The sequence below is a fragment of the Ectopseudomonas khazarica genome (assembly GCF_004521985.1).
GTDB lineage: Bacteria > Pseudomonadota > Gammaproteobacteria > Pseudomonadales > Pseudomonadaceae > Aquipseudomonas > Aquipseudomonas khazarica.
This window is the reverse complement of the sequence record NZ_SBHZ01000029.1, coordinates 1-25058: the sequence shown is the minus strand read 5'-3', so window position 1 is coordinate 25058 and position 25058 is coordinate 1. Positions and strand designations below refer to the sequence as shown.

Here is a 25058-nt window from a genome sequence, read left to right as displayed (position 1 = left end):
TGGCGCGGCGCTGCAAGCAGGTCTTCGTGGCTGCAGCGGAATGCCACCCAGCCGCTCCTGCAGATGGGCGATGTTGACTGACCGCTGCCACTGAGGCCCCGGATTTCATCCGGGCTACAGCGCGGCTCGAATCACGTAGCCCGGATGCAATCCGGGGTGCCGTGCGGGCAGATACCCGCGGGCACTGACCTGTCGCGGCTGAAGCCCCTCCCACATGGGGTGTACGGCTGCTCTGTTTCGTTCAGTAGCGTCGTAGGAGCGGCTTCAGCCGCGATGCTCTTTTGCGCACCCGATCCCCGCAGATTGCATCCGGGGTGCGGTGCAGGCAGATACCTGCAGGCACTGGCCTGTCGCGGCTGAAGCCCCTCCCACGTGGGGGCCCGTGAGGCGGGTATCTGTGAGTGCTTGTCTCAGGCGCTGCTCTTCAGCGCCTTGCCCAGCTCCTCGAACAGCGTCTGCACCGAGCGCAAGGCGCGGCAGTCGGGGCGGGTCAGCAGCCAGAGTTCGGTGTCGCAGCCGGCCAGGGGTTCGCTGAGCGCCCGCAGGTCGGGCTGGCTGCGCAGGACGAAGTCGGGCAGGGCGGCAACGCCGAGCCCGGCACGGGTCAGCTGAGACACGGCGTACATGCTGCTGCAGCGGTAGCTGGGCATGACCCCGGGCAACTCGCGCAGGCGCCAGAGCACGGTGGCGTGGTCCGGCATCGACTCGTCCGGGGCGATCCAGCTCTGCCGCGCCAGGTCGCTGCGGTCCTGCCCGTCGTCACGTGCGCAGACCACGTAGGACACCTTCGCCAGCCGCCGGCCAACCAGGTGCTCCGGTGGCTGGTTGGTCAGGCGCAGCGCCAGGTCGGCATCGCGCCTGCTCAGGTTGGCGAAGTCGTTGGAGGTCACCAGCTCCAGCGACAGCGCCGGGTAGTTGGGCATGAAGCGCGCCAGTGCCGGCAGCAGCAGGCTGCTCAGGACCGCGTCGGTGCAGGTCAGGCGCACCGTGCCACTGACCACGTGCTTGCCCTGTTCCAGGGCCACGCGGGCGGCGTCCAGTGCCTGTTCGGCGTGCTCGGCCTGCTCGGCCAGGGCCCGCGCGGTCTCGCTGGGCTCGTAGCCGCGCCGGCTTTTCTCGAACAGCGCCACGCCCAGTGCGGCCTCCAGGCGCCGTACGGCGCGAAACACCGTCGAGACGTCCACCTGCAGCAGTTCGGCGGCACGGGCCAGGGAGCGGCCACGCACCAGGGCGAGTACCAGGGAAAGGTCGGCGTGGTCGATCTGATATTGCATCGCTGCAATTCCTGCTTGTCAGTTTGCCAATTATTATTGCGTAAGCGCCCTCTTATAGTGGCAGGTAAACCGCCATGCAAGAGGGGGAGATGCGCATGTACAGCAAGTGTCGAGTCAGGGTCGCCCTGGTGGGTGAATTCAATGCGGCGATCACCGCGCACCGGGCCATTCCCGAGGCGCTGCGGCTAGCTGCCGAAGCCCTGGGCGTGGCGGTCGAACACGATTGGCTGGGCACCGACAGCATCGTCGACGATGCGGCCCTGATGACCTATGACGGCATCTGGTGCGTACCGGGCAGCCCCTATGTCAGTGCCGATGGGGCATTGCGTGCGATCCGCTTCGCCCGTGAGCAGGGCGTACCGTTCCTCGGCACCTGCGGCGGTTTCCAGCATGCGCTGCTCGAATACGCGCGCAATCGCCTGGGCTGGGCGGATGCCGAACACGCCGAGCTGTCGCCGCAGGCGCAGACGCCATTGATCGCGCCGCTGGCCTGTGCCCTGCAGGATGTCAGCGAGCGTGTGCACCTGGTTTCGGGATCGCGTATCGCCGAGCTGTACGGTGTGCGCGAAATCAGCGAGCAGTACCTGTGCCGTTATGGCCTGGTCGATGCCTTCGTCGAGCCGCTGATGGCGCAGGCGCTGAAGGCCTCCGGGCATGACGAGGCGGGGGCGGTGCGCGCCATCGAGCTGGAGGACCATCCGTTCTTCATCGCGACCCTGTTCCAGCCCGAGCGGGCCGCGCTGCAAGGGCGCCTGCCGCCGCTGGTGGCCGGGCTGGTCGGGGCCTGTGCCGTGCAATCGGTGCACGAGGCCCATCTGGAGCAGGCTTCGTGATCGCGGCCACGCCGGAGCCACCTTATTACGTGGTGATGTTCACCTCGCAGCGGACGCCGGTCGATGCCGGCTACGCCGAGGCGGCGCAGCGCATGCTCGAACTGGCCGCCCGGCAGCCTGGCTTTCTCGGCGTGGAGTCGGCGCGCAGCGACGGGCTGGGGATCACCCTGTCGTACTGGCAGAGCGAGGAGGCCATTCGCGCCTGGCGCGAGCAGGCCGAACACACGCAGGTCCGCGAGCAGGGACGCAGCACCTGGTACTCGGCTTTCGTCACGCGCGTGGCCAAGGTGGAGCGCGCCTACGCTTTCGCGCGCCCGGACTGACGGCCAGCGGCAAGCCCACTCACCACGCTGTAAAGAAAAGCTTACGTTTTGCGGGGCTGTGGATGCTCCGCCCGCCAGGTTTTCAGGGCTGTAAGGAATAATTGCCATTGCTGCACCCGGCCACCGCGGCGAGATGCCGCAAGCCATCTTGAGAGCGGCTCTGCGCTCGGTTGTCATGAGGTTGTCCGCAACGCATTCGTGCGCTTGCCATAACAATGACAATCAGGAGGCAGAATGAACGCCGTGGCCAAGATCGAGCAGCACAACCCCATCGGGACCGACGGTTTCGAGTTCGTCGAATTCACCGCGCCGAGCGCCGAAGGCATCGAGCAACTGCGTCAGTTGTTCACGGCCATGGGCTTTACCGAAACCGCCAAGCATCGTTCGAAGGAAGTCTGGCTGTTCCAGCAGAACGACATCAACATCGTCCTCAATGGCAGCCCTACCGGCCATGTCCGTGCCTTCGGCGAGAAACACGGGCCGAGTGCCTGCGCCATGGCGTTCCGCGTGAAGAATGCGGCTCAGGCGGCTGCCTACGTCGAGCAGCAGGGCGCCACGCTGGTCGGCAGTCACGCCAACTTCGGCGAACTGAACATCCCCTGTGTCGAGGGTATCGGCGGCTCCTTGCTGTACCTCGTGGATCGCTATGGCGACAAGAACATCTACGACGTCGACTTCGAGTACATCGAGGGCCGTAGCCCCAACGACAATGCTGTCGGCCTGCAGTGCATCGACCACCTGACCCACAACGTGCGTCGCGGCCAGATGGACGTGTGGTCCGGTTTCTACGAGCGCATCGCCAACTTCCGCGAGATTCGCTACTTCGATATCGAGGGCAAGCTCACCGGCCTGTTCTCCCGCGCCATGACCGCGCCTTGCGGCAAGATCCGCATCCCGATCAACGAGTCGGCCGACGACAAGTCGCAGATCGAGGAATTCATCCGCGAATACCATGGCGAGGGTATCCAGCACATCGCCCTGAGCACCGACGACATCTACGCCACCGTGCGCCAGTTGCGCGCCAATGGCGTGGACTTCATGACCACCCCGCAGACCTACTACGAGAAGGTCGACAGCCGCGTCGCCGGTCATGGCGAGCCACTGGACCAGCTGCGCGAGCTGAACCTGCTGATCGATGGCGCACCGGGCGATGACGGCATCCTGCTGCAGATCTTCACCAACACGGTGATCGGCCCGATCTTCTTCGAGATCATCCAGCGCAAGGGTAACCAGGGCTTCGGCGAGGGCAACTTCAAGGCGCTGTTCGAATCCATCGAAGAGGACCAGCTGCGGCGCGGCGTGATCAAGGCCGAGGAGTGATCCCATGAGCCGCAAATGGATCAGCTTTCCCCTGCGTGAGGGTGATTGTTCGCGGCAGGCGCATTGCGACCTGCCGCAGGACACCTACGAGCGCGAGATGGGCCGCGAGGGGTTCTTCGGCCCTACCGCGCACCTGCATCACAAGCATGCGCCGACGGGCTGGATCGACTGGGAAGGGCCGCTGCGCCCGCACGCCTTCGACTTCAACGAGGTGCCCAGCGAGCGAGACTGCCCGCTGGCTGCGCCGCTGACCCTGCACAATGCCGACGTCAAGTTGCGCGTCTGGCGTACCCACGGCGCCATGCGCCACCTGGTGCGCAACGCCGATGGCGACGAGCTGCTGTTCGTCCATGAAGGGGCCGGGCACCTGTATTGCGACTTCGGCCATCTGCCGTACCGTGACGGCGATTACCTGCTGATCCCGCGCGGTACCGCCTGGCGCATCGAGGCGAGCACGCCGAGCTACTTCCTGCTGATCGAGAACACCGACGGTGCCTACCAGCTGCCGGACAAGGGCCTGCTCGGTCCGCAGGCGATCTTCGACCCGGCGGTGCTGGAGCATCCGCACATCGACGATGCCTTCAAGGCGCAGCAGGACGAGAACACCTGGCAGATCCGCATCAAGCGGCGCGACCAGATCAGTACCGTGACCTATCCCTACAACCCGCTGGACGTGGTCGGCTGGCATGGCGACAACACCGTGGTGCGTCTCAACTGGCGCGACATACGCCCGCTGATCAGCCATCGCTACCACCTGCCTCCGTCGGTGCACACCACCTTCGTGGCCAACGGTTTCGTGATCTGCACCTTCACCCCACGCCCGGTGGAGTCCGATGCGGGCGCGCTCAAGGTGCCGTTCTTCCACAACAACGACGACTACGACGAGGTGCTGTTCTACCACCGTGGCAACTTCTTCAGCCGCGACAACATCGAGCAGGGCATGGTCACGCTGCACCCGTGCGGCTTCCCCCATGGCCCGCATCCCAAGGCGCTGAAGAAAAGCCAGGTGGATCCGGCGACCTTCATCGACGAGGTGGCGGTGATGATCGACACCCGTCGTGCGCTGGAGGTGGGCGAGGCCGCCGCAGCCGTGGACGTGCCCGAGTACGTCAATTCCTGGCGCGCGCCGGGTACCCAGGGTTAAGGGGCGGGCATCGATCGCCCCGCTCCCACGAGAGGGAGCGGGGCTGCCCGCACGCCAACAGACGAATAGGTAGCAAGCATGAAACTCGCATCACTGAATCAGGGTCGCGACGGTGTTCTCGTCGTGGTCTCCCGTGACCTGAGCCGCGCTGTGCGCGTGCCGCAGGTCGCCGCCACCCTGCAGGCCGCACTGGACGACTGGAACGCGCTGCGGCCCAGGCTGGAGGCGGTCTATCAGCGTCTCAACGACGGTATGGAGGAGGGCGCCTTCGCCTTCGACCAGGCGGCCTGTCACAGCCCGCTGCCGCGTGCCTACCACTGGGCCGATGGCAGTGCCTACGTCAATCACGTGGAGCTGGTACGCAAGGCCCGCGGCGCCGAGATGCCGGAAAGCTTCTGGCATGACCCGCTGATGTACCAGGGCGGTGCCGATGCCTTCATCCCACCGCACAGCCCGATTCGCCTGGCCGACGCAGCCTGGGGCATCGATCTGGAAGCCGAACTGGCGGTGGTCACCGACGACGTGCCGATGGGTGCCACGCCGGCCGAAGCGGCGGGCCACATCCGCCTGCTGATGCTGGTCAACGACGTGTCGCTGCGCAACCTGATCCCCGGCGAACTGGCCAAGGGCTTCGGTTTCTACCAGAGCAAGCCGTCGTCGAGCTTCTCGCCGGTGGCCGTGACCCCGGACGAACTGGGCGACAGCTGGAGGGATGGCAAGGTGCATCGGCCGCTGGTGTCGCACATCAACGGCGCGCTGTTCGGCCAGCCGAACGCCGGCGTGGACATGACCTTCAACTTCCCGACCCTGGTCGCCCATGCCGCCAAGACCCGTCCGCTGGGGGCCGGCAGCATCATCGGCTCGGGCACCGTGTCGAACTACGACCGCAGCGCCGGTTCTTCCTGCCTGGCGGAAAAACGCATGCTGGAGATCGTCGAACAGGGCGAGGCGAAGACGCCTTTCCTGGCCTTCGGTGACCGGGTGCGCATCGAGATGTTCGACGCCAGCGGCCAGACCATCTTCGGTGCCATCGATCAGGTGGTGGAGCGTTACGACGCCCGCTGATCCATCGGCGCGACTGCAGGAGCGGCTTTCGCCGCGATGTTCGGTTGAATCGCGGCTGCAGCCGCTCCCACGCAGGTTGCGTTTCGAAAGGAATTCGCAATGTTGAAACTCTATGGCTACTGGCGCTCCAGCGCCGCCTACCGCGTGCGTATCGCCCTCAATCTCAAGGGCCTGGCCTGCCAGCAGTTGCCGGTGCACCTGCTGCGTGACGGTGGCGAGCAGCATGCCGCCGAATACCGCGCACTGAACCCGCAGGGCCTGCTGCCGCTGCTGGTCGACGAACAGAATGGCGGCGTGCGCATCGCCCAGTCGCTGGCGATCCTCGAGTACCTGGAAGAGATCTTCCCGGTACCCTCGCTGTTGCCCGCCGATCCGGCCGAACGTGCGCAGGTCAGGGCGCTGGCCCTGCACATCGCCTGCGACGTGCATCCGCTGAACAACCTGCGCGTGCTGCAATACCTGGGCAACCAGCTGGGCGCCGACGACGCGGCGAAGAACGCCTGGTACCGGCACTGGGTCGCGCTGGGCCTGGCCGCGGTGGAGGAGGGGCTGGCGCCGTTCGATGGGCGCCTGTCGCTCGGCGCGCATCCGGGTTATCTGGAAGCCTGTCTGATCCCGCAGCTGTATAATGCGCGGCGTTTTAACTGTGACCTTGCCGCGTACCCACGCATTGTCGCCATGGCGGCGCGTTGCGAACCCCTGGAGGCCTTCCGACTGGCCGCCCCGGAGGTGCAGCCCGACGCTCAGTGACACCACCGGCTTTCATCCAAGCCTTGCATTCCGCCGTGCCACAAGCACGGCGGGTCCGATCCCGTCACAGATAAAAACAAACAGGTGACGCATGACTCGTGAAAAACCGAAGAATCTCTGGCTCTCGCGCTGGGGCTTCATCCTCGCAGCAACCGGCTCGGCCGTCGGCCTGGGCAATATCTGGAAATTCCCCTATATCACCGGTGAGTACGGCGGCGGTGCCTTCGTGCTGATGTACCTGGCGTGCATCCTGGCCATCGGCATTCCGGTGATGATGACCGAGATCGCCATCGGCCGGCGTGGCCGTGGCAGCCCCATCGACGCCATCGGCCGCGTGGTGCGCGAGAACAACGGCAGCCCGCTGTGGAAGGCCGTCGGCGGCATGTCCATGCTCGCCGGCTTCATGATCCTGTGTTTCTACGTGGTCGTCGCTGGCTGGGCCTTCGCCTACACCTGGAAGATGCTCGACGGCTCCCTGGCGGCCACCAGTGTGGAAGCGCTCGGTGGGGTGTTCGAGGCGCACAACGCCAACCCCTGGCAGCTGGGTGGCTGGAGCGTGCTGGTGGCGCTGCTGACCCTGTGGATCGTGGCCAAGGGCGTGCAGAAGGGCATCGAGAATGCGGTGCGCTGGATGATGCCGGGCCTGGCCCTGATGCTCATCGTGCTGGTCGGCTATGCCCTGACCAGCGGCAGCTTCAGCGCCGGCTTCGGTTTCCTGTTCCATTTCGATGCCTCGAAGATCACGGGCGAAGCGCTGCTGGCGGCGCTGGGCCATGCCTTCTTCACCCTGAGCCTGGCCTCCGGGGCGATCCTCACCTACGGCTCCTACATCCCTGACGGCCAGTCCATCGCCCGCACCACCTTCATGGTGGCCATCTGCGACACCTGCGTGGCGCTGCTCGCCGGCCTGGCGATCTTCCCGATCATCTTCGCCAACGGCATGAGCCCGAGTGCGGGCCCGGGGCTGATCTTCATGAGCCTGCCGCTGGCGTTCCAGCAGATGCCGTTCGGCACGGCCTTCGGCGTGCTGTTCTTCGCCATGGTGTCGATCGCTGCGCTGACCTCGGCGATCTCCATGATCGAGGCCACCGTGGCCTACCTGAACGAGAAGCACGGCGTCAGCCGCCTGCGTGCCGCGTTGGTGTCCGGGGCGGTGCTGCTGCTGATCAGCCTGCTGGCGATGCTGTCGTTCAACCTGCTGTCCGGCTGGACGCCGCTGGGCAAGAACTTCTTCGACTGGCTGGACTACCTGACCTCGCGCTGGATGATGCCCCTGGGCGGTATCTTCATGGTGATTCTCGCGGGCTATGCGCTGCGCGGCGAGATCATGCGCGATGAGCTCGACCTGCCGCCGGCCGGCTATGCGCTGTGGCTGTTCATGGTGCGCTACGTCAGCCCCGTGCTGATCATGGTGGTGTTCCTGCATGCGCTGGGCTGGCTGCTGTTCGACCCGGTCGCGCAGTGGTACTGGATCGCCGGTGCCATCGGCGCTCTGGCCGTGGTGGGTGAGGTATTGCGTCCACGCGTGATGCCGGTGCTTGCCGGCCGCTGAACACAGGCGGGTAGGGTGTCAGCCAAGGCGCAGCTTCTGATGGAGCTGCGCCTTTTTCATTTGCCGTATGGCGCGCGGCAGGGGGCGGGAAGTCGCCAGTTATACGGCGCCAGTAAGCGGATATTTGCCGAAATGCGCCTGCTGGCGAGCGGGCAGTGGCTATCCTCAGACTGTTCGTTTGGCCAATTGCCAGCACTCAAGCGGTGCCAGGTACCTGCCGATACGTTGTTCTCGGCATGGCACAGCAGTTGCCTGTTCAGTCGATCAGGTCGCACCCACGAGGTGCGGCTGCAATAAGAAGAACTGGAGCGACCCCCATATGTTCAAGCCTGCCGCGCGTCTGTTTGCCAACCTTGCCGTGGGCAAGAAACTCCTCATCGGTTTCGGCCTCGTGCTGCTGCTCACCGCCGCCATGACCGGCAGTGGTTATCTCGCTGTCCAGGCCGTGCTCCAGGGGCACGCGCAGGTCGGCCAGCTGGCGCAGGTCAATCAGGAAGTCCTCCAGGCGCGTCGTCTGGAGCGCAACTTCGCCATCGAGCAGAGCCCGGAGAGCGCCGAGCGTGTACGCGAGAGCCTGCGCAAGGTGCAGGGCATGCTCGAGCAACTGGCGCAGCAGAGCGTGGAAAGCAGCCGCGTACAGACCATGCAGCAGGCCACCGCCGAATACCTCAAGCAGTTCGACAACTACGTCGAACAGCAGGGCAAGGCGCGCGAGGCCCGCCAGGACATGCGCACCGCTGCCGCCGAGGCGCGCGACCAGTTCGAAGTGATCGAACTGGACATGTATGACGCCGTGCGCGAACTGCGCCTGCAAGGTGACCGGCTGCGCGGCAGCGATCCGCTGACCCTGGCGGAAACCGCCTCCGGCCTGAGCAAGCGCATGCTCGATCTGCGCGGCCAGGAAAGCCTCTACATCATCGACGGCTCACCCAAGGCGCTGGAGGAGTGGGAGTACGTCAGCGAAGACCTGCAGACCGTCGCCCGCAGCCTCACCGTCTGGCTCAACGACGATCAGAAGGCGGCCATCGACACCGCCTTGCAGGCACTGACCCTGTACCAGCGCTCCTTCCTCTACTACCAGCAGCTGCGCGAACAGAACCATACGACCGAGAAGGCCATGATCGAGCGCGCGCGCTCGGTGGTCGACCTGGCCGAGTCGGCCCAGGTCAGCGCTGAGCAGAGCATGCTCGGTGGCAGCCAGCGCGCCTTGCTGATGCTCGGCGTCATGGGCGCTGCGGCCATCGTGCTGGGTATCTGTGCCGCTTTGCTGATCACCCGCCTGATCGTCGGCCCGCTGCGCCAGAGCGTGAGCTTCGCCCAGCGTATCGCCTCCGGTGACCTCAGCCAGGACATCCCGCAGGACCGCCGCGACGAGGTTGGGCAACTGCTCGCGGCGATGCAGGACATGACCCTGAGCCTGCGCAATCTGGTGGGCCGCATCGGCGGTGGCGTCGGGCAGATCGCTGCAGCGGCCGATCAGCTGTCGGCGATCACCGCGCAGACCAGCGCCGGTGTGCAGACGCAGAAGCTGGAAACCGAGCAGACCGCCACGGCCATGCACCAGATGGCTGCCACCGTACAGGAAGTGGCGCAGAACGCCGAGCAGGCCTCGCTGGCCGCGCGCGACGCGGACCTGGAGGCGCAGCAGGGCAATCGCGTGGTGCAGCAGGCCGTCGAGCAGATCGACAGCCTGGCCGGTGAAGTGGAGCACTCCGCTGAGGCCATCGCCGCGCTGAACAAGGAGAGCGCACGCATCGGCAGCGTGCTGGAGGTGATCCGCAACGTCGCCGAGCAGACCAACCTGCTGGCGCTCAATGCCGCCATTGAGGCGGCGCGTGCCGGCGAGCAGGGGCGCGGCTTCGCGGTGGTCGCCGATGAGGTACGGGCGCTGGCCAAGCGTGCGCAGGACAGCACCGAGGAAATCGAGACCCTGATCGCCAGCCTGCAGCGCATGGCCAAGGACGCCGTGCAGCAGATGGACAGCAGCCGCGACCTGACCCGCCGCACCGTGGAGCTGGCCGGCGAGGCGGGGGATGCCCTGGGGCGCATCACGCAGGCGGTCAGCACCATCGAGCAGATGAACCAGCAGATCGCCGCAGCTGCCGAAGAGCAGAGCGCGGTGGCCGAGGCGATCAACGAGAGCGTCACCCGGGTGCGCGACATCGGCGAGCAGAGCGCCACGGCGACCGAGCAGACCGCTTCCTCCAGTGCCGAGCTGGCGCGCCTGGGCGTGGAACTGCAGGGACTGGTCGGGCAGTTCCGTACCTGAGTGACCCGCTTGCGGCTGCCTGATCAGGCGGCCGGGCTGAAGCGCTGGCCCGATATCGCCGGGTGATAGAGCGGCTGGACCTTGTTGCCGGCAGGGTCCAGCAGGTGAAAGCTGCGCGCGCCGTCGCCATGCTCGAACGGGCTGTCCAGCAGCGTCACGCCGCAGGCCTTGAGGTAGTGGTACCAGGCATCCAGCTCCTCGACGCTGTCGACGATGAACCCGTAATGATCGACCAGTGGCACGCCATGGCTCTCGGCGTAGGCGCGGCCGAGCGAAAGGTTGTCGTTGCCACAGGTCAGGTAGACCAGGTCCTCGTTGGCGCGGTGCAGCACTTGCATGCCCAGCACATCCACATAGAAACGCTCGCAGGCTTCCAGGTTGGGTACCAGCAGGGCCAGATGGCGCAGGCCATTGAGGCGGGACGGGCGTTCGAGCATTTCTTTGTACTCCATTATGTATACAATAATTCTTCAAATATAAAACATATTGGAGGGTGCAGTGTACGTGCTATTGCTCAAGACCAGACTCAAGCCTGGCCGGTTCGACACGTTCATGTCTGCCATGCAGGTCAACGCCACCGCCTCGGTACGTGATGAGCCGGGCTGCCTGACCTTCGACCTGATGCGTGACCGCAGCGATCCCGATCTGGTCTGGCTGTACGAGGTGTATGTCGACGAGGCGGCTTTCGAGGCGCATACGCACACTGCGCATTTCCTGGCCAGCCGCCCGCTGGTGGAGCCACTGATCGAGCGTCAGGACGCTATCGAGGCCGATATGCTGGCGCTCAATCCGTCGCGCTGAAGGGCGCACGGCCAGCCGCGGGCGTCATGCGCAGCGCGGCCGCCGGCACAGCCTTCAGCCCAGGTGAAAACCGCCGTCGATGGGGATGACCGTACCGGTCATGTAGGCACCTGCGCTGCCGGCCAGGGTCAGGGCCAGGGCGGCCATCTCCTCCTCACGGCCCCAGCGCTGCATCGGAATCACGGCGGTATCGGCGGCCAGGGCGGCTTCATCCTCGGCGATGAAGCGGGTCATCTTGCTCGGGAAGCGCCCCGGAGCGATCACGTTGACGTTGATATGCTCGCTCACCAGTTCCTTGGCCAGCATGCGTGACAGCTGATGCAGGGCGGCTTTGCTCGGTCCGTAGGCATAGGCCTGTTCGCCCATGGCGCTGATGCCGGCCACCGAACCGATGTTGATCACCCGCGCCGGGCACGCTGCCGAGCCAGCCTCGCGCAGCAGGGGCAGCATCTGCTGGATGCAGCCGAACACCGAGGTAACGTTGAGCTGCATGACCTTCTCCCAGCCCTTGGCCGGGTAGCTCTCCAGCGGCGCGCCCCAGGTGGTGCCGGCATTGTTGACCAGGATATCCAGACGCTGGATGCGTTCGCCCAGCTCCCGCGCCAGCGCCTGCACGCCTTCTTCGCTGGCCAGGTTGGCGGCGATGCCGGTGCACTGGCCGAGCTGCGACAGCTCGGCGGCGGTCTGTGCGCAGGCCTCGCCGTCACGTGCGCAGACATAGACATGGGCGCCGGCTTCGACGAAGGCCTTGGCGATCATCAGGCCGATGCCGCGGGTGCCGCCGGTGACCAGGGCGGTACGCCCGGCAAGAGAAAAGTACGGATGCATGAAAAGGCCTCGCAGGATATTGAGGCCTTCACCCTAGGGCGTTGCAGCAGGTAAAGCAGGCATCATTGCCAACCGAAATGCCTGCTCATGTGTCTGATCAGGTCGTGGCCGTCTGCACATCGAGTACCCGAATTCGCCCCGGCTCCGGGTAGTGCCAGTGCACGTCCAGGTCCCAGAAACGCGCGCCGTAGCGCCGGTCCGGCTGGGGTTGCTGGTAGGCCGGGCGCGGGTCCTGGGCCAGGCACTGTTCGATCAGCTGCACCAGGGGTTGGCCAAGGCGCAGGGCCTGCTGCTGTGCCTGCTGCAGGGCGGCGTCCTGCCAGTCCACCGGAATCAGTGGCGGTGGCGCGTCGGCCATGCCGTTGTGCGCCTCGGCCACGCTGTCGGCGTAGGGCACGTAGGGCTTGATATCCAGCACCGGTGTGCCGTCGAGCAGGTCGATGCCGGACAGGTGCAGGCGCCCTGGTTCGACCCGCTCCAGGCGCACCACCGACTGACCGATACCATTCGGGCGGTGGGTGGCGCGGGTGCTGAACACACCCACCGACTGGTTGCCGCCCAGGCGCGGTGGGCGCACCTTCAGGCGCGGCTTGTCTTCCAGTGCCTGGTGAAAGAGAAACAGCAGCCAGACATGACTGACCTGTTCCAGCCCCTGCACGGCATCACCCTGATCGAAGGGCGGCAGCAGCTCCAGCACGCCGCGCGCAGCGGGGGCCAGATGCGGTTGGCGCGGGATGGCAAACTTTTCCTTGAAGCAGGAGTGGACGATACCGACTGGGGAAACCAGATGCTGCATGGCCCGACTCTCAGCGCCTGCTGACCGGGGCGTCGTATGCCACCCGGCAGCCCGCATCGCGGAACGGCCCGGTGAAGCGGATCCAGCCTTCGCCCGGGCTGGTCTGGGCGCAGGTCAGGTGGCCGTCGCTCTTGCTCTGCCAGAGGAAGAACGGCGCTGGCGCAGCGAAGCCGGGCAGGCTCAGGGCGAGCAGGGCGGTGAGGAGCAGGGTACGCATGATGGTGGTCTCCAGAGCGTGATGGGCACAGCCTAACACGGCCTCAGAAGCGTTCCTTGTCGCCCAGGTAACGCCATTGCCCGAGCGGCAGCTTGGCCATCGGCACGCCGCCGATGCGGATGCGCTTCATCTCCCGTACCTGCAGGCCAAGCGCGGTGCACAGCGTGCGCAGCAGATCCGGCGCCGGGTTCTTCAGGGCGAAGCGCAGGCGTTGCTCGCTCTGCCAGCTGGCCTTGCACGGCGGGTATTGCACGCCCTTGTGCAGCAGGCCTTTCTTCAGGCGTTCCAGGCCGTTGGCGGGCATCTCGCCGCTGACCTCGACCAGGTATTCCTGTTCCAGCCTGGCGCCGTCCTCGCGCAGCTTGCGCTGGGCACGCCAGTCCTGGCTGAGCACTACCAGGCCGCTGGCGCCGTTCTGCAGAGGCAGGCTCTGTTCCTGGCGCAGGAAGTGACCGTGCAGGATGCGCTGGGCATGCGGGTCGTCCGCCCAGTGCTGGGCGGCACCGAGCTGGTGTTGCAGTGCGGCGGCGCTGCTACCGGCCGGCACATGTAGCAGCAGGCTGACCGGGTCGACCGGATCGAGGCTGGCACCGGGCAGCAGTTCCACCCGCTGCTGCTCGTCCACCTTGTGTTGCGGCGCCTCGATCACCTGGCCGTCGACGCTGACCCAGCCGCCGGTGATGTACAGGTCGGCTTCGCGGCGCGAGCAGCCGAACAGTTCGATGACGCGTTTGGACAGACGGGTGGGTTCGCTCATGGCTGGTCTCGGACAGGCAAATGGGGGGTAGAAAGAACAAGCCCCGCCGAGGCGGGGCTTGCAGGCAGGAGGCTCAGACCAGCTCGCCCCACATGTCGTATTCATCGGCATCGACGATGCGCACGCGCACCTTGTCTCCGGGCTTCACGTTGGTGGCGTCGATGAACACGCTGCCGTCGATTTCCGGAGCGTCGGCCCAGGAACGGGCGACGGCGCCTTCGCCGTCCACTTCGTCGACCAGCACGTCCATCTCCAGGCCGATCTTGGCCTGCAGGCGTGCCGAGCTGATGGCCTGCTGGTGCGCCATGAAGCGCTCCCAGCGTTCCTGCTTGACGTCGTCCGGCACCGGCTCCAGGCCCAGGTCGTTGGCCGGGGCGCCTTCCACCGGCGAGTACTGGAAGCAGCCGACGCGGTCGAGCTGGGCTTCGCTCAGCCAGTCGAGCAGGTACTGGAAGTCTTCCTCGGTCTCGCCGGGGAAGCCGACGATGAAGGTGGAGCGGATGGTCAGCTCGGGGCAGATCTCGCGCCACTTCTTGATACGGGCCAGGGTCTTGTCTTCGAAGGCCGGGCGCTTCATCGACTTGAGCACTTTCGGGCTGGCGTGCTGGAAAGGAATGTCGAGGTAGGGCAACAGCTTGCCGGCCGCCATCAGCGGGATCACGTCGTCAACGTTGGGGTAGGGGTAGACGTAGTGCAGGCGCACCCATACACCCATGGCCGACAGGGCCTCGCACAGTTCGAGCATGCGGGTCTTGACCGGCTGCCCGTTCCAGAAGTCCAGCTTGTACTTCAGGTCCACGCCGTAGGCGCTGGTGTCCTGGCTGATCACCAGCAGCTCCTTCACGCCGGCCTTGACCAGGCGCTCGGCTTCGCTGAGCACGTCGCCGACCGGGCGGCTGACCAGCTTGCCGCGCATCGACGGGATGATGCAGAAGCTGCAACTGTGGTTGCAGCCTTCGGAAATCTTCAGGTACGCATAATGACGCGGTGTCAGCTTGATGCCCTGCGGCGGCACCAGATCGATCAGCGGGTTGTGCTCGGTTTTCGGTGGAATCACCTCGTGCACCGCACTGACCACCTGCTCGTACTGCTGCGGGCCGGTCACGGCCAGCACGCTGGGATGCACGTCACGGATGCTGTTCTCGGCCACGCCCATGCAGCCGGTGACGATCACCTTGCCGTTCTCGGCGATCGCCTCGCCGATGGCATCCAGGGATTCGGCCTTGGCGCTGTCGATGAAGCCGCAGGTGTTGACCACCACCACGTCGGCATCCTGGTAGGTCGGCACGATCTCGTAACCTTCCATGCGCAGCTGGGTCAGGATGCGTTCGGAGTCGACGGTCGCCTTGGGGCAGCCAAGAGAGACGAAACCGACTTTGGGTCTGGCGGTGGACATGCGGGCTAACCTCTACGGGCGCCTGCGGGCGCCTCTGATCAAAAAGTGCGCAATTCTAGCGGCGCTCAGGGCGCTTGACCAGAGGCGTCTTCACCTCAATTGCGTCCGGGCAGCATGCGGGTCAGGGTGTTGTCGCGCATCACATAGTGATGGTATAGACCCGCGACGGCATGCAGGCCGATCAGCCAGTAGCCGGCGGTGCCGGCCAGCTCGTGCAGCTCCTTGATCTGCCCGGCCAGTGCCTTGTCCGGGCCGATCAGTGCGGGAAGCTCGAGGCCGAAGAAGGGGATGGGTTTGCCGGCGGCGCTGAGGATCAGCCAGCCGGCCAGCGGTGCGCCGATCATCAGGGCGTACAGCGCCAGGTGCATCAGCTTCGCGGCCAGCGCCTGCCAGGATGGCTGCGGCGGTACGATCGCCGGCGTGCTGCCCAGGGCCCGAGCCAGCAGGCGCAGCCAGACCAGAGCGAGAACGCCGAGACCGAGCATGAAGTGCCATTGCTTGAGCAGTTCGCGGGTATCGCTGCCCTTGGGAAAGTTGCCCTTGAGTTCGATGCAGGCGTAGACGGCGGCGATCAGGATCAGCATCAGCCAGTGCAGGCCAATGGACAGGCTTCCATAGCGTGGTGGGGTGTTCTTCCAGTTCATTCAGGCTTTCCTCGGTCAATGTCCTGCGTCTGTGGCAGGTACGCCAAGAATAGGCCGATAGCCTTAAGCGAAGCTGAGGGAGGTCAATGACACGGAAACGAAAAAGGCCACTCGATGAGTGGCCTTTTTCTGAAGGTGGTTGCGGGAGCAGGATTTGAACCTACGACCTTCGGGTTATGAGCCCGACGAGCTACCAGACTGCTCCATCCCGCGCCGGCAATTCTACGCTTGCTTGAGAGGTTGTCAATCGATTTGTTGCTTTTGATCGAAAAAGTTAATTTTTCGCCAAAGCAAAAAGGCCACTCATTGAGTGGCCTTTTCGTGAAGCTGGTTGCGGGAGCAGGATTTGAACCTACGACCTTCGGGTTATGAGCCCGACGAGCTACCAGACTGCTCCATCCCGCGTCTGTGGGGCGGCATTCTACCGGCAGATATCTTCCTGTCAACCGCTATTTGCTAGAAAACTGTTTTCAACTCAGATGCTTAGCGTCAAACGCTCGTTGGGCTTCAGGGTTCCAGGCCAGGCTGGGCAAGGCCGCGAGGCGGGTTTGCGTAGTGGTGCGTCACTGCTGTACACGTCTCCTATTTTGCCCCACCTAGCGCCGCTGGTTGAGTGACCAATCTGATAGCAGAGCCTGCTACAGCCTGTCTCTGCGTCAATCGTTCTCATCTTCGAAGCGATTTGGCATTACAAAGCCTGGACGACCATTAGGTTGAATCTGCTGTCGTAGAGAAACCACCTACAGCGCGAGGAGCTTTTCGCTGGCTACTCAGGAATGCTGTGAACCAATTCGCTGGTGGATACGACTTAGAAATCCGACCTCGAAGGCACGCCTTTCTAGAGCGCAAGGTAGGAGATCGCGCTCGGCAATCATGATCGCCCAGAGCCAGCCGCCTCGGGCGTTGTCAAGCCAGGTCTGTGCCAGTTTTGCACCTTGGTTGAATGCTTCCCTGCACTCCGTAGTCCAAATGATTTCAACACCTGGGAGGTCTTCGTGAGGTGGCAGATAGGTCATTGCACTCTTGCTCATCTCGCACCTCCTCGTGCCTCGGATAAAGCTCGGCGATAGAGCACGACCATTTCATTTAGCAACTCCAAAGCAGCGTAAGCGGCGACTCGCACGCGCAGGTCTGTTGGCTGCAAACCGTCTGCCTCGGCCAACTGATCCAATAAATTGCTGAGCATTTCACCGCGTCGTTCAGCTGCTGCTTCAGAGGCTAAGGGGGAACGTTCTGATTCACGCAGCGGGCTTCGCCGCATCGGAAAAGGTACAACACCGGATTCGAACTCAGCCATGGTTCACCTCAACATCGGAGGTGGACAGTAAGACCTGAAGCCCAAGGCGGAGCTCTTGGGTAAAAAGGGGATAGCGCATTTTCCTTATGCTCCTCAGACGATTAAGGAGCCGTCACCCGCCGTTGTCACTCGGCTATGGGTGGCGGACCGTGCGGGGGTGACAAACCGGCGTCCGAGGGAACCGGCCAGGCAAAAGCCTGCCCCACACGGTCCACCATAGAAATTAAGTAACCATGCACTTGGAGTGCTGGCTACTTAGGCTATGGCGCTACCGCGCCTCGAACGATTCGGGTTGTCACACCCGGTCGTGGGATTGACCACGACGGCCGAACTCTAGCCTGCAGGTTTCAGGATGGCAACCAGGCATGGTCTGGTTTGGATTGTGGTCATTTGCTTACAACGGAGACCCCATCATCAGGCTGAGCGAGTTGGTCAGCTGAATTGGTTGTCGAGAGTGGTCGGCAAGACTGCCAGGTCGCGTTGTTTCTTTCTACTGCTTACTGGTTGAGCAATACCTATGACGGTCTCGGTGCATAACGTCTGGTAGAACACCTCTAAGGTATTCAGCGGAGCAATATTCAGCTGTCGTCTTTCATGGGGGCATGCACGTAAAATCGACGCCCTATGAGCCAGCGAAAAATTATCCACGTCGACTGCGACTGCTTCTATGCGGCAATCGAGATGCGCGACGACCCGAGCCTGGCCAGCCGCCCGCTGGCGGTGGGCGGTTCTGCGGATCGGCGTGGGGTGATCGCCACCTGCAACTACGAGGCGCGGGCGTATGGCGTGCGCTCGGCGATGTCCTCGCGGCATGCGCTGAAGCTGTGTCCTGACCTGCTGATCGTCAAACCACGTTTCGAGGCCTATCGCGCGGTTTCCCGCGAAATCCACGCCATCTTCCGCCAGTTCACCGATCTGATCGAGCCGCTGTCGCTGGACGAGGCCTACCTCGATGTCAGCGACTCGCCGCATTTTTCCGGCAGTGCCACGCGTATCGCTCAGGAAATCCGTCGGCGCGTGGCGCAGGAGCTGCACATCACCGTATCGGCGGGCGTGGCGCCGAACAAGTTCCTGGCCAAGATCGCCAGTGACTGGCGCAAGCCCAACGGGCTGTTCGTCATCACGCCGGATCAGGTCGACGACTTCGTCGCCGAGTTGCCGGTGAACAAGCTGCACGGGGTCGGCAAGGTCACGGCGGACAAGCTGACGCGTCTGGGCATCCGTACCTGCATGGACCTGCGCGACTGGAACAAGCTGGCGCTGGTGCGTGAGTTCGGCAGTTTCGGCGAGCGCCTGTGGCGCCTGGCGCATGGCATCGACGAGCGCGCCGTGCAGGTGGACAGCCGACGCCAGTCATTGAGCGTCGAGCACACCTTCGATCAGGACCTGCCGGACCTGGAGAGTTGCCTGCAGAGGTTGCCGGCGCTGCTCGAGGAAATGCGCGGTCGCCTGCTGCGTCTGGATGCCAGCTATCGGCCGGACAAGCCCTTCGTCAAGGTCAAGTTCCATGACTTCACCCAGACCACCCTGGAGCAGGCGGGCGCCAGCCTCGATCTGGACAGTTACCGGCTGCTGCTGAGCAACGCCTTCGCCCGGGGCGAAAGGCCCGTACGTCTGCTTGGGGTCGGCGTTCGCCTGCACGACATGCGTGGGCGCCAGGAACAGCTGGATCTGTTCGCCTGACAGGAAGCGGGGCGCTCAGCGACAACGGCGTTGTCGCTGAGCGCCGTCTAAAGTGGTCTCACTCGGCCCAGAGGCGGATCGGCTTGCCGCTGGCCGGCCACAGTTGCAGCTGGCCGATGGCGTTGAAGTCCCAGCGCTGCACCTGGCCCAATGCGGCAAGGAAGCGCTGCTCCTGCTCCATCAGGGCCGGGGCGCATAGCTTGCGCGTGCTGCCGGGGGCCTCGAAGCGCAGGTGTTCGCCAGCCAGCGTGTAACCGGCGAACCAGTGGTTGCAGCCCGCGTTGCCGTGGGCACGACCGTCGGCGGCGAAGGTGATGGTCAGGTGGCTGCGGTCGATCAGCGGGCGTTCACCGATCCATTCGACGCGGTAGCTGTGCTCGGTTTCCAGTTGCGGTGCATCGCTGGCGCAACCGACCAGCGTCGTTGTCAGCAGGGCGAGGGGCAGGGCGCGGTGCATGGTCAGGCTTCCTGGCAGGTGCGGCACAGATGACGGCCGGCGTCGTTGCGCCAGCCCAGTTCGGCGATGCGCGCCTCGGCAGCCGGGGCCTGGGCGGCCTTGCCAAGTGCCGCGTCGACGGCGAATTCGAAATCCAGCTGCTTGCCGCAGCCATCGCAGTTGACCTGCCAGTTGTGAATGGCCAGCTCCTTGAACTGCGGGCCTTTGCACACGGCCAGCCATTGGCCGGGCGGATTGATCAGGTGACGGACCTTCTCCACCTGCAGGCGCATGTGCAGGTCACGGCTGCCCTTGAGGGTGACCAGCAGGACGTCGTTGGCCTGGATCGAGCCGCCGTTGCCGGTGACCTGGTAGCGGCCCGGCGCCAGCGCGCGGCATTCGGTGAGGGTGTGTTGCGGGTTGAGCAGGGTGTAGCGGAAATCGTGTTCGGCCATGGGTCCTCCGGATCAGCCGGCATGCTATCACGCGCCGGCCTTGACCTCATTGCCCGGCGTGCCCGCGACCCAGGCGGCGATGTTGTCCAGCGTGGTGCGGGCGATGGCGCCGAGCGCTTCGCGGGTCAGAAAGGCCTGATGCGCGGTGATGATGACGTTGGGGAAGGTCAGCAGCCGGGCCAGGGTGTCGTCCTGCAGCGGGCGGTCGGAGTGATCCTCGAAGAACAGCTCAGATTCCTCTTCATAGACATCCAGCCCCAGGTAGCCGAGCTGGCCGCTCTTCAGCGCGGCGATCAGCGCGGGTGCGTCGACCAGCGCACCACGGCCGGTATTGATCAGCATCACGCCGGGTTTCATCTGTGCCAGGCGGGCGCTGTCGATCAGGTGGTGGCTGGCCTCGGTCAGCGGGCAGTGCAGGCTGAGGATGTCGCTGCTGGCGATCACTTCATCGAGCGTGGCCTGACGGGCGCCGAGTGCTTCGAGCCCGGCCAGCGGGTAGGGGTCGTAGATCAGTACCTGGCAGCCGAAGCCGTGCATGATGCGGGCGAAGGCCTGGCCGATCTTGCCGCCTCCGACCACGCCCACGGTCTTGCCGTGGAGGTCGAAGCCGGTCAGCCCATGCAGGGAGAAATCACCTTCGCGGGTACGGTTGAAGGCGCGATGGATGCGCCGGTTCAGGGCCAGCACCAGGGCAACGGCGTGTTCGGCCACCGCGTGCGGCGAATAGGCCGGTACCCGCACCACCGGCAGCCCCAGGCGTTGCGCTGCCTGCAGGTCGACATGGTTGTAGCCGGCCGAACGCAGGGCGATCAGGCGTGTGCCCTGGGCGGCCAGGCGCTCCAGCACCGGGGCGGACAGCTCGTCGTTGATGAAGGCGCAGACCACCTCGCTGCCAGCGGCCAGCGCAGAGCTGTCCAGGGTCAGGCGCGCCTCGTGAAAGTGCAGCTGCCAGTCGGATGGCGCGCCGGCCGCGAGGAAGGATTCCCGGTCGTAGGGCTTGCTGCTGAACAGGCAGATACGCATGGCGGTTCCTCAGGCACTCTGCGCCGCGGCTTCGGTCAGGCGGGAAATGGCGGCATCCAGCTCGTCCAGGGCCTGCTGCGCTTCCGGGTCATCCTGTTTCAGCAGCGTCTCGCTACGCTGGCAGGCCGCGCGCAGTTGCGGCACGCCGCAGTAGCGTGTCGCGCCGTGCAGGCGGTGCACGCGTTCGATCAGCGCCGTGCGCTCGCCGGCCTCCCGGGCCTGGCGGATGGCCTGGCGATCACCCGGCAGGCCGGCCAGCAGCATGCTCAGCATGTCTGCGGCCAGGTCGGCCTTGCCAGCGGCCAGGCGCAGCCCTTCTTCGGCGTCGAGCACCTTGCTCTGGGATTGCGCCGGCGCCGGCGGGGCGGCCTTGCTGGCCGGCTGGTTGCGCAGGTTCAGGCCGGTCCATTTCAGCACCACCTGGGCCAACTGGCGTTCGTTGATCGGCTTGGTCAGGTAGTCGTCCATGCCGCTCTGCAGCAGGGCGCGTTTTTCGTTGGCCAGGGCATGGGCGGTCAGGGCGATGATCGGGGTGGCGCTGTGCCCCTGTTCGTTCTCCCAGTAGCGGATGGCTTCCGTGGCCTCGCGGCCGTCCATGCCGGGCATCTGCACGTCCATGAACACCAGGTCGAAATTACCGTGCTTGACCGCATCGATCGCCGCGTAGCCGCTGTCCACCGCCGTGACCTGAGCGCCCATGTCATCGAGCAGGGTGCGCACCAGCAGCAGGTTGGCCGGGTTGTCGTCGACGCAGAGGATGTGCGGCCGGCGCGTGTCGTTGACCAGCAGCGGTTCGTTGAGCGGGCGCTGCGGGTTGACCAGTTCGACCAGCGCCTTGTGCAGCTTGCGCGTGCAGGGCGGCTTGGCCTGCAACTGGGTGTAGGCATCCGGCAGCGTGCTGTGGAAGGTCCCCAGCTCGGTGGTCGGGCAGAGCACCAGGGCCTTGCAGCCAAGGCGGTCGAGTTCCTGGATGCGCTGGCCGAGGGTGTCGGGTGGCATCTGCCCGGCAGTGATGCCCAGGACGGCCAGGGTCAGCGGTCGCGTCTGATGCTGCTGGGTGCTGACGGCATCGAACAGCGCGCCGGCATCGGCGAAGCTCTCCACTTCCAGGCCGCAGTCCTCCAGCTGGTGGGCCAGGGCCTGACGCGCCAGTTCATGGCTTTCGAGAATGGCCACGCGATGACCGAGCAGCGCGGTGCGGGGCAGGTCCTCGGCATCGTCGCGTGCCTTGGGCAGTGCCAGGCTGATCCAGAACTCCGAGCCTTCGCCCGGGGTGCTGTCGACGCCGATCTCGCCGCCCATCTGTTCGATCAGGCGCTTGGATATCACCAGGCCGAGGCCGGTACCGCCGGTCTGCCGGGTCAGCGAGTTGTCGGCCTGGCTGAAGGCCTGGAACAGCGCGCGCAGCTCCTCGTCCGACAGGCCGATGCCGGTGTCCATCACGCTGATGCGCAGTTGCGCGCTGTCGGGGCTTTCGTCCTCGACCATCGCGCGCATGACGATGGTGCCTTCGCGGGTGAACTTGATCGCGTTGCTGACCAGGTTGGTGAGCACCTGCTTGAGGCGCTGCGGGTCGCCGCGCAGGGCCAGCGGGGTGTCGCGATAGATCAGGCTGACCAGCTCCAGCTGCTTCTCGTGGGCGGCGGGCGCGAGGATGGTCAGGGTGTCCTGGAGCAAATCGCGCAGATTGAAGGGAATCGACTCCAGCGCCAGTTTGCCCGCCTCGATCTTGGAGAAGTCGAGGACCTCGTTGATGATGCCGAGCAGGCTGTCGGCGGACTTCTCGATGGTCGTCAGGTAGTCCTGCTGGCGCGGACTGAGTTCGCTTTTCTGCAGCAGGTTGGTGAAACCCAGGATGCCGTTGAGCGGCGTGCGGATCTCGTGGCTCATGTTGGCGAGGAATTCCGACTTGATACGGCTGGCTTCCAGCGCCTCCTTGCGGGCGAAGTCCAGTTCGATGTTCTGGATCTCGATGGTCTCCAGGTTCTGCCGGACGTCTTCGGTGGCCTGTTCGATGCTGTGCTGCAGCTCTTCCTGGGCATTTTGCAGGGCTTCGGCCATGCGGTTGATGCCGGCTGCCAGCTCGTCCATCTCGTGGCTGCCCAGTGGCGGCAGGCGGGTTTCCAGGTTGCCGTCCTTGAGCTGGGCGACACCGGCCTTGATCGCACGCAGCGGTTCATTGATGGTGCGGCTCATGCGCAGGGCGAGCAGGGCGGTGACGGCCAGGCCGCCGACGATCAGCAGCAGGCTGGCGAACAGGCTGCGGTAGCCGCTGAGCAGCGTGCCCTGATGCGACAGCTCCAGTTCCACCCAGCCGAGCAGCTGCGGAGGCTTTTCCGTTTCGCTCACGTCGCTGAGCACCAGGTGCTGGTCGTAGACCGGAAGCAGGAACCGCGTGGCGTCCTGACCGCTGAGCAGGCTGATCTCGGTCTGGCTGTCGGGGGCGGGGTTGAGCATGCTGGGGCCGGCATGCGCCAGGGGCGTGCGCTCCGGTGCGAGGAAGCTGACCACGCGCACGTCGGGGTGGTCCAGCGCCTGCTGGGCGATGCGCTCGAGCAGGGCCTTGTTCTGTTGTTGCAGGGCCGGTGCGGCCAACGGCGCCAGGTGTTCGACCAGCATCTCGCCACGCTGCAGCAGTTGCGCCTGCAGGTTGGACAGCTGCACCCAGGTGAAATAGCCGCCCAGGACCAGAGCCAGCAGGCTGGTGGGAAGCAGGGTGAGCAGCAGTACACGCCCTTTGATGCCGAGATCCTTGAACACGATGTCTCTCCGTAATGACATCCGCGCAGTGTAGCGATTCGGCGCGACGGAATCTTCAGGTGAGCGGTTGTCGTTTAGGAGGTAGAATTATTCTCATTTTATTCCGTGGTCCCCGATGATGGCTCATTCTCCCGTGTCTGCCCGCATTCTCGCCGTCGAAGATGACCCTCTGCTGGCCAGCCACCTGCAGGCCGACCTGATGCGCCGCGGCTATGAGGTGACCCTCAGCCACGATGGCAGCGAGGGGCTGAGCCTGGCCGAGCGCGAGGACTTCGACCTGGTGCTGATGGACATCATGCTGCCGGGCACCAACGGCCTGGAGGCCCTGCAGCGTTTGCGCCAGCGTCGCCGGGTGCCGGTGTTGCTGATGTCGGCGCTGGGCGACGAGCAGAACCGCATCGCCGGCTTCAGCCAGGGGGCGGACGACTATTTGCCCAAGCCCTTCAGCCTGGGTGAGCTGAGCGTGCGGATCGAAGCGATCCTGCGCCGCGTGGCCTACGAACGGCACGAGCAGCAGGCCCCCAGGAGCGACGAGGGGCTGAGCTTCGACGAGGGGCGCAGTGATGTCTCGCATGCCGGGCAGTGGGCCGGGCTGACGCCCAGCGAGTACCGGGTGCTGGAACTGCTCTGGCGCAACCGCGAGGAAGTCCTGAGCAAACCCTTCCTCTATCAGCAGGCGTTGCGTCGCGCCTATGCCCAGCATGATCGCAGCCTGGACATGCATGTCAGCCACGTGCGCCGCAAGCTGCAGGCCATCGGCTATGCCGATGCGCGGGTGGACACCGCCTGGGGCAAGGGCTACGTGATGGTGCAGGTCAGCCCATGAGCCTGCCGGGGCGGCACTCGCTGCTGTGGAAACTGAGCGGTGCACTGGCGCTGTTCTGCCTGTTGCTGGTCAGCCTGCATGTCGATATCGGTCGCCTCCTGCTGCAGAACACTTCCTACCTGTCTGACTCGACCAAGGCGGTGCTCGGCGATTACGCGCACGCCGCCGAGCGTGCCTGGCGTGAAGACGGGGCCGAGGGCGTCGATGGTTTTCTGCGGGCATTGCGCGAACGCGAGCAGGTCTGGGCGGTGGTGGTCGACGCCGAGCTGCGTTCGCTGTCCTCGCAGCCGCTGGACGGGGAGGCGCGGCAGCGCCTGGATTTCGTGCGGGCGCTGGATTTCTCCGTCGGACGTCCCGGGGGCACACCGGCGTTTTCCATTCCGTTCAGCGACGACCAGGCGCGCCTGATCATGGAGCTGCCGCAGCGTCTGAACCCACGTCGCTACAACGACATCTGGGAAGTCCTGCTGCAGCGGGTGCTACCGGCCGTGCTCGCGGTATTGCTCGGCCTGCTGTTGTACCGCGTGCTGATCGCGCCGCTGGCGATCCTGCGCCGCCAGGCGGTGGCACTGAGTGCCGGCGACCTGGAGGCCCGGGTGGGTCCCGGGG

The 25058-nt window shown here is 65.2% G+C and carries 26 protein-coding genes and 2 tRNA genes; 12 read left to right on the top strand and 16 right to left on the bottom strand.

Going from position 1 to position 25058, the window contains the following annotated elements; genetic code table 11:
* Positions 1 to 410 precede the first annotated feature (410 nt).
* Complete coding sequence (locus EPK82_RS24225; RefSeq protein WP_037056919.1) at positions 411 to 1274, bottom strand: LysR family transcriptional regulator; 864 nt, start codon at positions 1272 to 1274, stop codon at positions 411 to 413.
* Positions 1275 to 1369: 95 nt separating this feature from the next.
* Here EPK82_RS24225 and EPK82_RS24220 point away from each other — a divergent pair, with 95 nt between their 5' ends.
* The 8 genes from EPK82_RS24220 (at position 1370) to EPK82_RS24185 (ending at position 10530) form a co-directional block, all read left to right on the top strand.
* Positions 1370 to 2107 (top strand): CTP synthase C-terminal region-related (seleno)protein, encoded by a 738-nt coding sequence (locus EPK82_RS24220; protein WP_134678301.1) that lies wholly within the window; start codon positions 1370 to 1372, stop codon positions 2105 to 2107.
* Positions 2104 to 2430 (top strand): antibiotic biosynthesis monooxygenase family protein, encoded by a 327-nt coding sequence (locus tag EPK82_RS24215; RefSeq protein ID WP_134678300.1) that lies wholly within the window; start codon positions 2104 to 2106, stop codon positions 2428 to 2430. Before EPK82_RS24220 ends, EPK82_RS24215 begins: the two co-directional genes overlap by 4 nt.
* 234 nt (positions 2431 to 2664) lie before the next feature.
* Positions 2665 to 3750, top strand: coding sequence for a 4-hydroxyphenylpyruvate dioxygenase (hppD, locus tag EPK82_RS24210; RefSeq protein ID WP_037056912.1), 1086 nt, complete (start codon positions 2665 to 2667; stop codon positions 3748 to 3750).
* A gap of 4 nt (positions 3751 to 3754) precedes the next feature.
* Positions 3755 to 4894 carry a homogentisate 1,2-dioxygenase gene (locus EPK82_RS24205; RefSeq protein ID WP_037056909.1) on the top strand — a complete coding sequence of 380 codons (1140 nt, stop codon included), beginning with the start codon at positions 3755 to 3757 and terminating at the stop codon, positions 4892 to 4894.
* Between the two features lie 78 nt (positions 4895 to 4972).
* Positions 4973 to 5959, top strand: coding sequence for a fumarylacetoacetate hydrolase family protein (locus tag EPK82_RS24200; RefSeq protein WP_134678299.1), 987 nt, complete (start codon positions 4973 to 4975; stop codon positions 5957 to 5959).
* Positions 5960 to 6058: 99 nt separating this feature from the next.
* Positions 6059 to 6709: a maleylacetoacetate isomerase gene (maiA, locus tag EPK82_RS24195; protein ID WP_134678298.1), complete on the top strand. Its 651-nt coding sequence runs from the start codon at positions 6059 to 6061 to the stop codon at positions 6707 to 6709.
* A gap of 91 nt (positions 6710 to 6800) precedes the next feature.
* The gene (locus tag EPK82_RS24190) at positions 6801 to 8261 is read left to right on the top strand and encodes a sodium-dependent transporter (protein ID WP_134678297.1); all 1461 of its coding nucleotides are present in this window, start codon (positions 6801 to 6803) and stop codon (positions 8259 to 8261) included.
* A gap of 319 nt (positions 8262 to 8580) precedes the next feature.
* Positions 8581 to 10530: a HAMP domain-containing methyl-accepting chemotaxis protein gene (locus EPK82_RS24185; RefSeq protein ID WP_134678296.1), complete on the top strand. Its 1950-nt coding sequence runs from the start codon at positions 8581 to 8583 to the stop codon at positions 10528 to 10530.
* Positions 10531 to 10553: 23 nt separating this feature from the next.
* On the opposite strand, the gene EPK82_RS24180 is transcribed toward EPK82_RS24185, so the two are convergent.
* Positions 10554 to 10967 carry a VOC family protein gene (locus EPK82_RS24180; protein WP_037056894.1) on the bottom strand — a complete coding sequence of 138 codons (414 nt, stop codon included), beginning with the start codon at positions 10965 to 10967 and terminating at the stop codon, positions 10554 to 10556.
* 61 nt (positions 10968 to 11028) lie between these two features.
* Here EPK82_RS24180 and EPK82_RS24175 point away from each other — a divergent pair, with 61 nt between their 5' ends.
* Positions 11029 to 11331, top strand: coding sequence for a putative quinol monooxygenase (locus tag EPK82_RS24175; RefSeq protein WP_134678295.1), 303 nt, complete (start codon positions 11029 to 11031; stop codon positions 11329 to 11331).
* A 54-nt stretch (positions 11332 to 11385) separates the two neighbouring features.
* On the opposite strand, the gene EPK82_RS24170 is transcribed toward EPK82_RS24175, so the two are convergent.
* From EPK82_RS24170 to EPK82_RS24125, 10 genes are all read right to left on the bottom strand, one after another.
* Positions 11386 to 12159 carry an SDR family oxidoreductase gene (locus tag EPK82_RS24170; RefSeq protein ID WP_037056891.1) on the bottom strand — a complete coding sequence of 258 codons (774 nt, stop codon included), beginning with the start codon at positions 12157 to 12159 and terminating at the stop codon, positions 11386 to 11388.
* 97 nt (positions 12160 to 12256) lie between these two features.
* On the bottom strand, positions 12257 to 12955 hold the full coding sequence (tsaA, locus tag EPK82_RS24165; RefSeq protein ID WP_134678294.1) for a tRNA (N6-threonylcarbamoyladenosine(37)-N6)-methyltransferase TrmO: 699 nt from the start codon (positions 12953 to 12955) through the stop codon (positions 12257 to 12259).
* Positions 12956 to 12965: 10 nt separating this feature from the next.
* Entirely contained in the window at positions 12966 to 13172 is a 207-nt protein-coding gene (locus EPK82_RS24160) for a hypothetical protein (RefSeq protein ID WP_047587819.1), read from the bottom strand.
* Between the two features lie 43 nt (positions 13173 to 13215).
* The gene (locus tag EPK82_RS24155; protein WP_037056883.1) at positions 13216 to 13929 is read right to left on the bottom strand and encodes an rRNA pseudouridine synthase; all 714 of its coding nucleotides are present in this window, start codon (positions 13927 to 13929) and stop codon (positions 13216 to 13218) included.
* Between the two features lie 73 nt (positions 13930 to 14002).
* Positions 14003 to 15325 carry a 30S ribosomal protein S12 methylthiotransferase RimO gene (gene rimO, locus EPK82_RS24150; RefSeq protein WP_134678293.1) on the bottom strand — a complete coding sequence of 441 codons (1323 nt, stop codon included), beginning with the start codon at positions 15323 to 15325 and terminating at the stop codon, positions 14003 to 14005.
* A 95-nt stretch (positions 15326 to 15420) separates the two neighbouring features.
* On the bottom strand, positions 15421 to 15969 hold the full coding sequence (locus EPK82_RS24145; protein WP_134678292.1) for a cytochrome b: 549 nt from the start codon (positions 15967 to 15969) through the stop codon (positions 15421 to 15423).
* A 136-nt stretch (positions 15970 to 16105) separates the two neighbouring features.
* A tRNA-Met gene (locus EPK82_RS24140) sits at positions 16106 to 16182 on the bottom strand.
* A 115-nt stretch (positions 16183 to 16297) separates the two neighbouring features.
* Positions 16298 to 16374 (bottom strand) — tRNA-Met (locus tag EPK82_RS24135).
* 365 nt (positions 16375 to 16739) lie between these two features.
* Positions 16740 to 17000 (bottom strand): LasR-specific antiactivator QslA, encoded by a 261-nt coding sequence (locus tag EPK82_RS24130; RefSeq protein WP_134678291.1) that lies wholly within the window; start codon positions 16998 to 17000, stop codon positions 16740 to 16742.
* Complete coding sequence (locus EPK82_RS24125; RefSeq protein WP_080757071.1) at positions 16997 to 17266, bottom strand: hypothetical protein; 270 nt, start codon at positions 17264 to 17266, stop codon at positions 16997 to 16999. Before EPK82_RS24125 ends, EPK82_RS24130 begins: the two co-directional genes overlap by 4 nt.
* A gap of 624 nt (positions 17267 to 17890) precedes the next feature.
* Here EPK82_RS24125 and dinB point away from each other — a divergent pair.
* Positions 17891 to 18949 (top strand): DNA polymerase IV, encoded by a 1059-nt coding sequence (gene dinB / locus EPK82_RS24120; RefSeq protein WP_037053613.1) that lies wholly within the window; start codon positions 17891 to 17893, stop codon positions 18947 to 18949.
* A 58-nt stretch (positions 18950 to 19007) separates the two neighbouring features.
* Here the strand turns inward: dinB and EPK82_RS24115 are convergent, their stop codons facing one another.
* From EPK82_RS24115 to EPK82_RS24100, 4 genes are read right to left on the bottom strand one after another with little or no spacing between them, the layout of a single operon-like run.
* Positions 19008 to 19406, bottom strand: a complete 399-nt coding sequence (locus EPK82_RS24115; protein WP_047590001.1) for an META domain-containing protein — start codon at positions 19404 to 19406, stop codon at positions 19008 to 19010.
* Positions 19407 to 19408: 2 nt separating this feature from the next.
* Complete coding sequence (locus EPK82_RS24110) at positions 19409 to 19840, bottom strand: hypothetical protein (protein WP_047590002.1); 432 nt, start codon at positions 19838 to 19840, stop codon at positions 19409 to 19411.
* Between the two features lie 27 nt (positions 19841 to 19867).
* Positions 19868 to 20863, bottom strand: a complete 996-nt coding sequence (locus EPK82_RS24105) for a 2-hydroxyacid dehydrogenase (RefSeq protein ID WP_047590006.1) — start codon at positions 20861 to 20863, stop codon at positions 19868 to 19870.
* A gap of 9 nt (positions 20864 to 20872) precedes the next feature.
* On the bottom strand, positions 20873 to 23623 hold the full coding sequence (locus tag EPK82_RS24100) for a response regulator (protein WP_134678290.1): 2751 nt from the start codon (positions 23621 to 23623) through the stop codon (positions 20873 to 20875).
* Between the two features lie 115 nt (positions 23624 to 23738).
* Between EPK82_RS24100 and EPK82_RS24095 the strand changes: the two genes are divergently transcribed.
* Positions 23739 to 24449, top strand: coding sequence for a response regulator transcription factor (locus EPK82_RS24095; protein WP_081876489.1), 711 nt, complete (start codon positions 23739 to 23741; stop codon positions 24447 to 24449).
* Positions 24446 to 25058, top strand: a 613-nt coding sequence (locus tag EPK82_RS24090) for a histidine kinase sensor domain-containing protein (RefSeq protein ID WP_208651179.1), incomplete at its 3' end; no start/stop codon positions are given. The genes EPK82_RS24095 and EPK82_RS24090, both read left to right, overlap by 4 nt.